This window comes from Burkholderia sp. NRF60-BP8 (assembly GCF_001522585.2).
In the GTDB taxonomy this organism is placed as follows: Bacteria; Pseudomonadota; Gammaproteobacteria; order Burkholderiales; family Burkholderiaceae; genus Burkholderia.
Genome location: NZ_CP013372.1, coordinates 1600203 through 1613065 on the forward strand (window position 1 = coordinate 1600203; position 12863 = coordinate 1613065).

A 12863-nucleotide genomic window follows, 5' to 3' on the forward strand; every position below is an offset into this window, starting at 1 on the left:
CCGTCCCTGCCGCGAGCGCCGGCTTGCGGTGACGCGGATTCGCCATCCACCTTCACCTCGATACAGAGGACACCTGTACAAAGGTGAGCCGATTCGGGAGCCGATCGACCGGCCCTCACCGCACGCATCCGGAACCCGATGGCACAATCACGGTCCCTTTCATGCGCCCTTCACCGGGTGCACGCCGCCTCGCGGCGCCGATTCAACGCACAAGAAGGCCCCATTCCGCCCCTATGACCCTGAACGAATCCTGGTTCACGCCGCTCGTCGGCATCGTCGTCCTGCTCGCCGCCGCCGGCGCGATCGCCGCTGTCGTCCACTTCCTGCTGTTTCGCGTGGTCGCGCGTCTCGCGCGGCTGTCCGCCACGCGCGTCGACGACGCGCTGTTCGAATTCGGCGCATTCAAATGGCTGAACCGCATCGTCCCGTTCGTCGTGATCAAGCTCGGGCTCGGCGCGGTGCCCGGCATGCCAGGCCTGGTCGCGCAGGTCGCCGACAAGGTGCTGTTCGCGCTGATCGTGTTCCTCGTGACGATGACCATCAGCGCGACGCTGTCCGCGCTCGAGCATACGCACCGCACCTCGCAGCGCGACCAGCCGCGCCTGTCGCTGAAAGGCGCGATGCAGCTCGTCAAGCTGGTGATGTTCATCACGGCCGCGCTCGTCGTGATCGGCGACGCGACCGGCAAGCAGATCGGCCTGCTGCTGTCCGGCATCGGCGCGATGTCCGCGGTGCTGATGCTGATCTTCAAGGACACGCTGCTCGGCCTCGTCGCCGGCGTGCAGCTGTCGTCGAACGACATGCTGCGGATCGGCGACTGGATCACGATGCCGTCGGCCGGGGCGGACGGCACGGTCATCGACATCACGCTGAACACCGTCAAGGTCGCGAACTTCGATCACACGATCATCACGGTGCCGACGTGGAAGCTGATCACCGAGAGCTACCAGAACTGGCGCGGGATGACCGAAGCGGGCGGCCGCCGCATCAAGCGCGCGCTGTTCGTCGATGCGACGAGCGTGCGCTTTCTCACGAACGACGAGATCGAACGGCTCGGACGCCTGACGCTGCTGAAGGACTATCTCGAGGACAAGGTCGACGCGATCGAGCAATGGAACGGCACGCTCGGCGCGGCCGGCGACTGCCCGGCGAACCGCCGCCAGTTGACGAATCTCGGCACGTTCCGCGCGTACGTCGCGAACTACCTGAAGGGCCATCCGCGCATTCGCGGCGACATGACGAACATGGCGCGACAACTGCCGCTCACGGCCGAGGGCATTCCGCTCGAACTGTACTGCTTCACCGATACGACGACGTGGGTCGACTACGAAACCATCCAGGCCGACTTGTTCGACCACCTGATCGCGGTGCTGCCTGAATTCGGGCTGCGCGTGTATCAGCATCCGTCGGGCTTCGACATGCGGCAGATGGTCGACGCCGCGCAAGCGGGCGTGCACGCACCGCGCGCGGCTTGATACCGGCCACGGCGGCAGGCCGCCAGCGGCCGCCTGCCCCGCCGTCGGGCGGCGGCGCTCACCGCGCCGCGCACTCCGACGCGAGCCGCCCCAGCACCTTCAACGCGTCCTCGATCTGCCGCGACCACGGATAGCTGTAGTTGAGCCGGATGAAATGCCGGTAGTCGGTGCCGGCCGAGAACATGTGCCCGGGCCCGACCGTGATCCGCTGCGCGAGCGCCAGCGTATACAGCTTCATCGCGTCGACCTGCGGCGGCAGTTCGACCCACAGCACATATCCGCCCTGCGGCTGCGACAGCCGCGTGCCTTCCGGGAAGAAACGCCGCACCATCGCACTCATCAGGCTCGCCTGCTGCGCATACTGCTTGCGCATGCGCCGCAAGTGAAAATCGTAGCCGTCGTATTTCAGGTATTCGGCGATCGCGAGTTGCTCGATCGCGGGCGTCGCGAGCGTGTTCAGGAATTTCAGCTTCTCGACCTGGTCGCGATAACGGCCCGGCATCGCCCAGCCGATCCGGTAGCGCGGCGACAGGCTCTTCGTGAACGACGCGCAATGCAGCACCAGTCCGTCGCGATCGAACGACTTCAGCGCGCTCGGCGCCGTGTCGCCGAAGTGCAGCTCGTGATAGACGTCGCTCTCGATCGCCGGCACGCCGTGCTTCGCGAGCAGTTCGACCAGCGCGCGCTTGCGCGCATCGGGCATCTGGAAGCCGAGCGGATTCTGGAAATTCGGCATCACCATGCATGCGGCGACGGGCTCGCGCGCGAGGACCCGCTCGAGCGCGTCGAGATCGATGCCGTCGCCCGGGTGCGTCGCGATTTCGAGCGCGCGCATGCCCATCCGCTCGATCGCGTGCAGCATCGCGTAGAACGTCGGCGACTCCACCGCGATCGTGTCGCCCGGTTTCGCCACCGCCTGCAGGCACAGGTTGATCGCCTCGGTCGCGCCGATCGTCATCACGATCTCGCCCGGCTCGACCGCGACCCCGCGCTCCGCATAGCGCCGCGCGATCTGGCGAATCAGCTCCTGATTGCCGGGCGGCAGGTCGTCGATCACGCCCCAGCGCGTGCGCCGCCGCCCGATCGTCTGCGCATAGCGCGCGAGGCGCTGCACCGGAAACTGCGACGCGTCCGGATACGGCGAACCGAGCGGCACCGCGTCGTCGCGCGCGATCGAGCGCAGCGTCGACAGCACGAGCCGGCTCACGTCCACGGCCGACGGCTCGGCGGCCGGCGCTGAGACATGCAGCTCGGCCTCGGCCGGCGCCGCCGCGCGCGCCCGCACGAAGTAGCCCGACTGCGGCCGGCTTTCGATCAGGCCGCGGCTTTCCAGCACGAGGTACGCACGCAGCACGGTCGTGACGCTGAGCTGCTGCTGCCGGCTCGCGTGCCGCACCGACGGAATCCGCTCGCCGGGCCGGTACACGCCTCGCTCGATCTGCGCCTGGAGATCGTCGGCCAGTTGTTCGTAACGCTTCACGTGCCTCCTTTCAGCTTCCCTTCAGCAACACAGTTGCGATCCGCATGGTATGGATGGCCGAAACTGTACTCTTTTTTGAAGTGAACAGGTGTACACACAGCGGCACGGGCGCCGCGCGTACTCTGCACGCATCGACCCCGACACCCGCATCATGAAAAAGAAATCCGCCACCGCGCGCATCGAACCGTATACCCACCCGGCCGCCGGCTGGGGCGCGCTGAAAGCCGTCACGATCAACCTGATCAAGGAAAAGGTCGCCGGCGGCAACTACCGCACGCTGCTGCGCCAGAACCAGCCGGACGGCTTCGACTGCCCGGGCTGTGCGTGGCCCGACCGCCAGCACGCATCGACGTTCGAATTCTGCGAGAACGGCGTGAAGGCCGTGGCCGCGGAGGCGACGAGCAAGCGCGTGACGCCGGACTTCTTCGCCGCGCACACGGTGACCGAACTGCTCGAACAGTCGGATTTCGAGCTCGAACAGCACGGGCGGCTCACCGACCCGATGGTGTACGACGCGCAGACCGACCGCTACGTGCCGATCGCGTGGGACGACGCGTTCGAGCTGATCGCGCGCCACCTGCGCGCGCTGCCGGACCCGAACCAGGCCGCGTTCTACACGTCCGGCCGCGCCAGCAACGAGGCCGCGTTCCTGTACCAGCTGTTCGTGCGGCGGTACGGCACGAACAACTTCCCCGACTGCTCGAACATGTGCCACGAGGCGACGAGCCGCGGGCTGCCGGCGTCGGTCGGCGTCGGCAAGGGCACCGTTACGCTCGACGATTTCGAGCATGCCGACACGCTGCTGATCTTCGGCCAGAACCCCGCGACCAACCATCCGCGGATGATGGGCGAGCTGCGCGAGTGCGCGAAGCGCGGCGCGACGATCGTGTCGATCAACCCGCTGAAGGAGCGCGGGCTCGAACGCTTCGCCGATCCGCAAAGCCCGCTCGAGATGCTGACGATGTCGGGCACGAAGATCGCATCGACGTTCATCCAGCCGACGATCGGCGGCGATTTCGCGCTGATCAAGGGGATGGCCAAGCGCGTGCTCGAACTCGACGACGCCGCGCGCGCCGCCGGTGCGCCGCGCGTCGTCGACACCGCGTTCATCGGCGAGCACACGGCCGGGTTCGACGCGTTCGCCGACGATCTGCGCGCCGAGCGCTGGTCCGCGCTGACGGCCGAAAGCGGCGTGCCGTACGAGCAGATCGACGCGCTCGCGCAGCGCTATGCACGCAGCGAACGCGTGATCGCGACGTGGGGCATGGGCATCACGCAGCACAAGCATTCGGTCGCGACGGTGCAGATGCTGACGAACCTGATGCTGATGCGCGGCAACATCGGCCGCCCCGGCGCCGGCCTGTGCCCGGTGCGCGGCCATTCGAACGTGCAGGGCAACCGCACGGTCGGCATCGAGGAAAAGCCGTCGCAGGCGTTCCTCGACCGGCTCGGCCACGTGTTCGATTTCGAACCGCCGCGCCATCACGGCTACGACGTCGTCGAGACGATCGAAGGGATGCTCGACGGCCGTGTGAAGGTACTGATCGGTCTGGGCGGCAATTTCGCGATGGCGACGCCCGACACGCCGCGCACGTGGGAAGGCATGCGGCGCTGCGCACTGTCCGTGCACATCACGACGAAGCTGAACCGCAGCCACCTGATCCACGGCCGCGACGCGCTGATCCTGCCGACGCTCGGTCGCACCGAGATCGACCTGCAGGACGACGTCGCGCAAGGCGTGACGGTCGAGGATTCGATGAGCATGGTCCACGTGTCGTACGGGATGAACAAGCCGGCCTCGCCGAACCTGATGTCGGAGCCCGCGATCGTCGCGCACATGGGCCACGCGCTGTTCGGCAGCGGCACGATCGACTGGCTCGCGTACAAGAACGACTATGCGAAGATCCGCGACGCGATCGAGGCGACCGTCGACGGCTTCTACGACTACAACGCACGCATCGCACGGCCCGGCGGCTTCCACCTGCGCGTCGCATCGCGCGACCGCGAATGGCTGACACCGACGGCCAGGGCGAACTTCATCGCGCACGCGCTGCCGACCGACACGCCGATCCAGCGCGCCCGCGCGCTGCACGGCGACCGGCTGATGACGCTGATGACGACGCGCTCGCACGACCAGTACAACACGACCGTCTACGGGCTCGACGACCGCTATCGCGGCGTGTTCGGCCAGCGCCGCGTGGTGTTCGTCAACCGCGACGATCTCGCGATGCTCGGCCTGAAGGCCGGCGAATGGGTCGACATGGAAACCGTGTGGCACGACGGCATCGAGCGGCGCGCGGACGGCTTCCTGCTCGTCGAGTACGACATTCCGCGCGGCTGCATCGGCGCGTACTACCCGGAAACCAACCCGCTCGTGCCGCTCGACAGCGTCGGCGACGTGTGCAACACGCCGACGTCGAAATCGGTGCCCGTGCTGCTGCATCGCGCGGCGGCGCCCGCCTCGATCGCCGCCTGACGGAGCGCGACGATGATCGTTCGTCCGCGCGAGCACTGGCTGCGGATGCTGCTCGTCTGGAACGGCTCGGTGCTGCCGACCATCCTGCCGCAGCTCGTGCTGACGCTCGCGATCAGCGTCGTCGCGGTCTGGGGCGGCGGCCGCGTGCTCGGCGAGAAGGTGCCGCTGAACCCGACGCCGTTCACGCTGATCGGCCTGACGCTCGCGATCTTCGCCGGGTTTCGCAACAACGCCAGCTACGAACGCTATCGCGAAGGCCGGCAGCTGTGGGGCGGCGTGCTGACCGCCACGCGCACGCTGGTGTCGCAGGCGCTCTGCTACGGCGCGCTCGACCGCGACGACGCCTCGCGCCGCGCGTTCGTGCGCACGGTCGTCGCGTTCGTCTACGCGCTCAAGCACCAACTGCGCGGCACCGATCCGGCCGCGGACCTGCGCGCGCTGCTCGACGGCGCCACCTACGCGCGCGTCGCCGCTTCCCGGTTTCGCCCGATCGTCATCGTGCACGCGCTGCGCGAAGCGTTCGCCGCGCGCGCCGATGCGGGCCATCTCGCCGACACGCGCCTGTGGATGCTCGATGCGCGCCTCGACGATCTCGTCGCGATGGTGAGCGGCTGCGAGCGCATCGCGTCGACGCCGATTCCGTTTTCATACGACGTGCTGCTGCACCGGACCATCTACGCGTATTGCGTGTTGTTGCCGTTCGGTCTCGTCGATTCGATCGGTGTGGCGACACCTTTTGTGACAGTTTTCGTCGCCTATACGCTGATCGCGCTCGACGCCATCGCGCATGCGATCGCCGAACCGTTCGGCGACGGCCCGAATCATCTCGCGCTCGATGCGATGACGCGGCAGATCGAGCGCACGCTGCTCGAACTGAACCGCGAGCCGCTGCCGGCCGAGGTGACGCCCGGCCCGGCCTACCGCCTCACCTGAGCGGCCATCCTGTTCGATCGCTGCGGCCGCGCAGGAAATCGCCATGCGCGGCGGCCGCATCCGCGATCCGCCGCAGCAGGACCACGCCGTGCAGCAACGCATGCGCGTCGTCGCCGTCGCGCGCGGCCACGCGTCGTCGCAACAGGCCGGCCGCGGCGTCGCACGTCTGCTCGAGTCGCGCGAAATCCGCCCGTGCGACGCGCCCACGCACCGCCGCCGCCGCGCGGCGCGCGGCCGGCTCGCGCGTGGCCAGTTCGGCGAGCGACAGCAGGCTGTCGCCGATTCCCCAGATCGCGAGCAGATCGCGCATGTCGTGCTCGATCCGTGTCTGCGGCACGCTACCCGCGAATCCGAGCTCGCGTGCAAGACGGTCGGCCGTGCGGCTCAGCCACGCGCTCGCCGACCACGCCCGCGGCTCGCGCGCGAGCCGCGCCAGATCGCGGCGCACCGCGCGATGCAGCCGCCGCCGGCTCGTGCCCGGATCGCCGGGAAACACCAGCGCGAATACCAAAGCGCCGAACGCGATGCCGAGCAGCGTCGCGAGCGCGCTGTTCAGAAACGCGGCGTCGCCGATCCGCGTCGTGTTGTTCGGCGACGTGAAATTCCAGAAGAAGATCGAGAACGCGCTGCCCATCGCGGCCGTGCGCGGATGGCGTATCGCGAGGCCGGTGCCGATCAGGAACAACCACCAAAACCGCATAAATGCATGATTTCGTGTGGGAAAAATGAGCTTGATGGATGAATTTAGGACTACTGATTCAAACAATCTGCCACTAACAAAAACAAACACTTACAAGGCAGTTTTGGATTGCATCGGCCTAAATCATCAGCGACGGCGCCGATACATGATCGCTCCGCTAACCTGCATGGTGCTAGTAGCGAAGATGACGTTTGCAACTACATAGACGGTCGTGGGAGACGATACGTTCACACGCGTCAGAGGGCATGACGTATTAACAGCCGTGCCAGCCGCTGCGCTAACGCCTACCGGGCCATTCGCATTGTTCACTCCTGTAGCGAACGTCCCGAATGTCGCTGATGTCGTGCTGATGCCGCACTGATATGTCGAGGTTGTCGTCGTGCCGGCAGGATTGGTCGTAATGGCGCCCCACACATCCCAGTCCCCAGCTGGAAGAGACACGCTCGTTGCGTTGAACACAACGCCGCTCGTGATTGACGTGTTTTGCGTAGATGCAATCCCGAATTCGCCTACACTCCCTGAATTTGCGTTATCGGCCAGTGTCGTACCTACGATGCCGGCAGTCGTTGATGGGGTAATAGTCGACGTAGCCGAAACAGTTGTAAATGCTCCGGTTGACCTGACCGTGTTGCCGACAGGCGTATTGTTCAATCCTCCATTCGTCGATAATGAGCCGCCGTCAGTCATCGTCGCGATTACTGAATTGAAAGCATCATTGACGAATTCAAAATTACCGCCTCGTGCTCGGATTGTTTTGCTTGGCGTCGTTCCTCCATTGCCAATAAATTTGAGCCCCGCTCCCTGCGAATCACCTGTTGCAGAGATCGTCAAATTTGCTTGGTTGCTTCCCGATGGATCAGTAACCGTTACGGGCCCGCTGAAAGTCCCATTCTGGGCGTATATGTTGGACCACACCAAAGATGAAGTGCCAAGCGTGGCTACGTTCGTTGTCTGCGGATTGAATGCTGCGGCATTTGTTTGAAGGCCCGTCGGCGTCATGGTCACAGTCGACGAATGGGCAACGCTTCCCGCATCAGTATATTGGAAAACGATGGGCTGACTCGATTGACTGGCACCCGTTGCAGCGAGTCCTACATACATGGCATTGACCGAGTTCCCATCAGGAGATGCGAAAGAGTACGTCCATTTAGCCCCAACGCCCCCGCCAAGCTGATTTGTTTGAAACCCAACAAGATAGGCAGACGAGGTTAGCGCTGTGCCGCCCGCGAAAAACGATATGCACTTTGTGTTTGGGCTGCTGACGTTACAGTCTGCTTCGAATCCATATAGTTGACGCCCGGACCCGGAAGTTACGCCGGTAAAGCCAAGCGAATCCGAAACAATCGTATCGCCGCCCCATGATTGGCAGTTGTCAACCGCGCATATATTCACACCAAACAGGGCTACAGCTGATTTAGTTGATGTTGCCCCGGCTTGCTTATTTAGCACGTAACCAGCAATGCCATTGGTCGTCCAGTTGGTTGACCCCGATGTCTGCGTAGCAACTCCGCGCATGGCATCACCCGTAAATACAGGCTGTCCAACAGCCCCGATCGCGGCACCGTATATGTATTCCGCCGATGCCGTAGGGTTGTTGAGTTGCCCCGTAATCCTGAACTGATCAGTAGTAAGCGGAGCGACTGATGTACCTATCAGAGAGGCTGTTCCTGCGCCGCCAATCCCGCCTAGCAGAGTCACATTATTCAACGTCGGCGACGGATAGCTCTGGGCAAGCGTCAGCAGCGGCCACATCAGGGCCGCGATAAGGATTTTCTTCATGGATCGTCCCTAGTTTGTCGGGAGAGCTGCGATGTACCGCGAGAGCGCGTGATCTTTCAGATTGATGAACGGCAGCGACGCTTTGCCGATCTGAATCAGAGATCCGCTTTGAGGCCAGATAGGAGGTACAGCGGGCACCGCATCGTTGCCGTTTCGGTAGAGGTTCATACGCGTGCCAGCAAGCACGCTCGAGATGCTTACGTCCGGGCTCACCCGCGGCGGTGCAAAACCCCATACCGCCTTGACGGGATTCCCATTCGCCACGAATGAAGCCGCAGCAACGATAGCGAGTGCAGCCCCCAATGAGTGGCCAACGAAGATAACTGCTTGCCCACTGGCCGCGTTGATGACTTCTTGCTGAATAGCCTGGTAGGCGCTCCAGAAGCCGCCATGCACATGCCCGAGGAACGGAACAGGATCAGGCTTTACGTCGAAGTCAGCTAGCAGGTCGGCCACACTATCGGTTCCAGGGAACGCGATAACACGACCGTCTGCAACGTCACGGACGATTGCGCACGACGGGCCACTACCAGTCCCAATATCGTGCGGCGCGCTATATGCCTCTTGGGCAAGCAGCGCGTAATCGCGGGCATTCATTACTGGCTTGCTGCAACCGGTGCCGTGGCGACGATCAACTGATCGATGAGCGCCTGAACCATTGGGCCGAACGTCTGAAGTGCGAGCAGGACGGCCGGTTGATTCGGGATGGCTGGAACGCCTTCCACGATCGCGATGGCGGCCGGTAAAAGGCTGTCGTGGAATGCCTTGAGGTTTGCCATGTTCAGTTCGCCGCCAGCCTTGCAAATCGCTTCGTTGGCCGGAAGGATTTCCTTGTTGATGGCGTCCTGCTGAGCGGTCGTCAGAAGTGGGGATTGACCAAGAATGGTCAGATCGCCATTGACGATCGTGCAGCCGGTCTGGAACTGCTGTTGGACGGTCGGCAGAGACGAGCAACCAGCAAAAGCGACGGACGCGGCAATGCCTGCCGCAAGCAGCATCTTTTTCATCACGGTTCCTTTGGATTGGGAGGGTTACTGCTGAACGGGTGCTGCGGCGGACTTCTTGGCGATGGCTTCTGCGATCTGATCTGCGAGTGCGGCGGCCGATTGGGATGGAATTCCGGTTTCCTTCGCACGCAGGAAGCTCAGGGCGAGCAGCTCAAGCACCTTGTAGATCTTGCCTGCCGGCGTGGTCGGATCGGGCGTCGGGATGATCGAATTGAGCAGAGCAGCCGCAGCGACGACGTGCGTCGGATCAGCCTGAAGCCAATTGAGAATGGACATCAAGAATTGCAGGGTATTCATGCATTCACCGGCGTGTTAAACAGCGCCGCCTCCTGTTTGCGCCGGGAAACGAGACCCGGCAAGATTTGCCCAGCCTGGTAGACCCAGGACGAGAACTGCGAAGCGGCACCGCTGTAGTTGCCTTCGTTTAGCAACCGCAGCAGCGTCGACCTATCGAACGCAGCAGCCCCTTCGTTTTCAGTGAAGCTGACAAGCGCATCGAACTGGTTCTGGTTGAGCGGCACATTTACGGCCGACAGGACGGCGCTTTGCGCCCACGCCATATCCTGCTGAAACCATTCTTCGGCCTGCTCGGGCGTGCAGGTCATGCCTTCCGTCACGCCATGGGTATGCCCCCAACCCAGCGTCCACACGTCGTTCGGCGTGGGCTTGAACGCGACGAGCTTCGGACCGTTTGCGTCCTCGAATTGCTTGATGATTGCAGCGCCAGCCGCTGAAAGCGTCAGGCCGGCATTGGCTGAGTTCATGACTTTTCACCTTCGGTAAGCGCCTTCAAAAGTCGTTCGTCCGACTCCTTCAGCGCGCGCATAAGTGCGATTTGCTCGGCATCGCGTTCTCGGGCCGATTCGGCCATCGCGAGAAGCGCCTCAAGCTGTCTTTGCTGAATATCTCCAGAACGTTTCTGCTCCATCATGATCACGGCGCTTGCGATCGCAGCCTCAATGGATAGAGTCAGGTTCGTGCCACCCCAATCGGCGTCATACCCGATCGTGTAATGCAGCGTCAGCGCCGTGAAGACGAACACGCAAAGCGCCCGAAGAAAGACCCTTTCCTCACGGAACTTGAGGTACAGGCGCTTAAGCATGGCGCATCACCCACCAAACCTGCCATGCGCCGAGTGCAAGCTCGATTGCGAACAGAGCGACGACGATCCAATTCAGGCGCATACCTTCCGCATGCTTGTCCTCGCCTTCCAGCTTGTCGAGCCGTTCGCCGTAGTGGTCGAGACGATCATCGACCAACTCGAAACGCTGCTCGATCAATTCGTCATCCATGGCGCGCCACGAGCATAGCGATGATCGGAACGATGACGCCGGCCGCGGCGATCAACAGGCCGATCTTTGCCGGAATCGAATTGTGAGCGTCCCGCATCTGAGTCGCGTACGTATCGTTGATATCCTTCCGAAGCTCGGAGATATCGTCCTTCGTTGCCACCTTGGCGACTGCCTCCCGTAGACTGGCGATGATCTCGTCATGCCGTGTGACACGGGAATCCAATTTCTCAATCGCATCTTCAGTCGCATCCTGTCGCGCTCGAAGTTCCGCAATGGCAGCCATGTTCGTATCCATGAAATCCCCGGTTGTTCGTTAATTGGATGGAAGAATGGTGAAGTTGTCGGTAAATCCAGCTCGAACGATGTTTCCCGGGTTGCTATTCACTTGCCAGGACGTCGAATTGATCTTCCCTAAAACGATCGAGGCGTTCGTCGTATTGTTTTTTAGGAGAATGTTCCCGCTCCAGTTCGGAGCGACACTGAAGGTAATGGATACTGTCAATCCAGGGGCGCCCCCAGTAGTTGCGCCGAGCTGAGAAATCTGCCCCCGGAACCAAGGCGATGAGAATGGCGCAATAATTCCACCGCCGCCAGACGTTGCAGCGGCGTTCCCGGTTGCAGTTCCTGTCTGACCCAGCAAATCACTGAAGCTAACAGGCAATCCAGACTTTCCAGCGAGAGCGACCACCCAAGGATGGCTGATTGAGAGCGGAAGCGATAACCCAAGCTCAGATGCGATCTGCGACATCGACATCGGGAACGATGCAGGGAGCGTCATTGTTTCTTCTCCAGTTTTTTGACGCGCGCTTCCAGTTCCTTGAATGCCTCGGCCAGGTATGCGGTGGCGTTCCCATACGCAATACTCTTGATGCCCTTGTCATCTTCGAAGACAAGTTCAGGCGTACTCGACTGCATCTCGTTCGCAATGAACCCAGCATGCCGCCGCTTTGTCTTGTCACCCTTACGCTGGAACGTCACGCCGGCCCATGAAAGGACGACATCAGTCGCGTTCCGAATCCTTTTGATGTGAGATTTGAGCCGCCGATCAGACGAGCCGGTGATGTTGGAACCGCTAACCGTGCCAGCGGTTGTAAAATTCCCGGTGTCATCAAGGCTCGTCACGGATGCCGAATAGGCGTTGTTGACAAACTCGCACCCTCCCCCATTTCGGCCGCGGAGATAGAAATAGCCGCCCCCGTTATTCTGAAGCGCAATTTCCCCGTTGTTAGCTCCGCTGTTACTGAAGTAGCTGCGACCTTGCGTATAAATCCCCGCACTCAGCCGGGGGAACGATGAATACAACGGATTGAAGATGCCTACATCTACCTCTGAAAGACCGCTGTCGAGGCTCCCCGAATCCCAGGCGACGGTAATCGTCGTCAGAGATGTGTAAGCGGAAGCGGTAATGGCGCCGTAGATAGTCCCGGCTGTCACGCTCGCCTTGACCCGTCGACCCACCGAGTAGGTTGTCGTCCGATTGCCGGTGACTGTAAATTGCGTGGCACTGACGTAGGTCGGGGTATCGCCGAGATTCATCCACTCTGCCGCCTGATACCAGACTGCTACGGCCGCCATCATGGCTCGAGCCGAATCGTTGACCGTGGAAGGTGCTTGCCCCTCTTGCCAGTTGATCGACGGATCGGCCGTGGCGTTGTTTGCCGCAGTGGTGGACCAATTCCAAAGTCCCATTTCGGATCACCTATAATGAAAAACCCCGCACT

The 12863-nt window shown here is 62.5% G+C and carries 14 protein-coding genes and 1 pseudogene; 3 read left to right on the plus strand and 12 right to left on the minus strand.

The window, feature by feature from the left end:
* The first annotated feature begins 233 nt into the window (after positions 1-233).
* On the plus strand, positions 234-1475 hold the full coding sequence (locus WS54_RS07420) for a mechanosensitive ion channel family protein (RefSeq protein ID WP_059783284.1): 1242 nt from the start codon (positions 234-236) through the stop codon (positions 1473-1475).
* A 58-nt stretch (positions 1476-1533) separates the two neighbouring features.
* On the opposite strand, the gene WS54_RS07425 is transcribed toward WS54_RS07420, so the two are convergent.
* A complete protein-coding gene (locus tag WS54_RS07425; RefSeq protein ID WP_059783281.1) occupies positions 1534-2955 on the minus strand; it encodes an aminotransferase-like domain-containing protein in 1422 nt (473 codons plus the stop codon).
* Positions 2956-3106: 151 nt separating this feature from the next.
* Between WS54_RS07425 and WS54_RS07435 the strand changes: the two genes are divergently transcribed.
* Both WS54_RS07435 and WS54_RS07440 read left to right on the plus strand, forming a co-directional pair.
* Positions 3107-5431 (plus strand): FdhF/YdeP family oxidoreductase, encoded by a 2325-nt coding sequence (locus WS54_RS07435; RefSeq protein WP_059783279.1) that lies wholly within the window; start codon positions 3107-3109, stop codon positions 5429-5431.
* A 12-nt stretch (positions 5432-5443) separates the two neighbouring features.
* On the plus strand, positions 5444-6364 hold the full coding sequence (locus WS54_RS07440; protein WP_034204674.1) for a bestrophin family protein: 921 nt from the start codon (positions 5444-5446) through the stop codon (positions 6362-6364).
* Here WS54_RS07440 and WS54_RS07445 read toward each other — a convergent pair.
* The 11 genes and pseudogenes from WS54_RS07445 to WS54_RS07485 all read right to left on the minus strand — a co-directional run.
* Positions 6357-7049, minus strand: a pseudogene (locus WS54_RS07445) (FUSC family protein); the annotation flags it as partial. The gene WS54_RS07440 and the pseudogene WS54_RS07445 overlap by 8 nt on opposite strands.
* 141 nt (positions 7050-7190) lie before the next feature.
* Positions 7191-8843 (minus strand): hypothetical protein, encoded by a 1653-nt coding sequence (locus WS54_RS33550; protein WP_159086638.1) that lies wholly within the window; start codon positions 8841-8843, stop codon positions 7191-7193.
* A gap of 9 nt (positions 8844-8852) precedes the next feature.
* Entirely contained in the window at positions 8853-9440 is a 588-nt protein-coding gene (locus WS54_RS07450; protein ID WP_082725139.1) for a lipase family protein, read from the minus strand.
* Positions 9440-9850 (minus strand): hypothetical protein, encoded by a 411-nt coding sequence (locus tag WS54_RS07455; RefSeq protein ID WP_059783275.1) that lies wholly within the window; start codon positions 9848-9850, stop codon positions 9440-9442. Before WS54_RS07455 ends, WS54_RS07450 begins: the two co-directional genes overlap by 1 nt.
* Before the next feature lie 24 nt (positions 9851-9874).
* Positions 9875-10147, minus strand: coding sequence for a hypothetical protein (locus tag WS54_RS07460; RefSeq protein WP_059783273.1), 273 nt, complete (start codon positions 10145-10147; stop codon positions 9875-9877).
* Positions 10144-10614, minus strand: a complete 471-nt coding sequence (locus tag WS54_RS07465; protein ID WP_059783271.1) for a lysozyme — start codon at positions 10612-10614, stop codon at positions 10144-10146. The genes WS54_RS07460 and WS54_RS07465 overlap by 4 nt, the downstream gene beginning before the upstream one ends.
* Entirely contained in the window at positions 10611-10952 is a 342-nt protein-coding gene (locus WS54_RS07470) for a DUF1003 domain-containing protein (protein WP_059783269.1), read from the minus strand. Before WS54_RS07470 ends, WS54_RS07465 begins: the two co-directional genes overlap by 4 nt.
* The gene (locus WS54_RS07475; protein ID WP_059783267.1) at positions 10945-11142 is read right to left on the minus strand and encodes a hypothetical protein; all 198 of its coding nucleotides are present in this window, start codon (positions 11140-11142) and stop codon (positions 10945-10947) included. Before WS54_RS07475 ends, WS54_RS07470 begins: the two co-directional genes overlap by 8 nt.
* A complete protein-coding gene (locus WS54_RS07480) occupies positions 11135-11425 on the minus strand; it encodes a hypothetical protein (protein WP_159086639.1) in 291 nt (96 codons plus the stop codon). Before WS54_RS07480 ends, WS54_RS07475 begins: the two co-directional genes overlap by 8 nt.
* 30 nt (positions 11426-11455) lie before the next feature.
* Positions 11456-11920, minus strand: a complete 465-nt coding sequence (locus WS54_RS33555; RefSeq protein WP_159086640.1) for a hypothetical protein — start codon at positions 11918-11920, stop codon at positions 11456-11458.
* Positions 11917-12831: a tail fiber domain-containing protein gene (locus tag WS54_RS07485; RefSeq protein WP_159086641.1), complete on the minus strand. Its 915-nt coding sequence runs from the start codon at positions 12829-12831 to the stop codon at positions 11917-11919. The genes WS54_RS33555 and WS54_RS07485 overlap by 4 nt, the downstream gene beginning before the upstream one ends.
* Positions 12832-12863 lie beyond the last annotated feature (32 nt).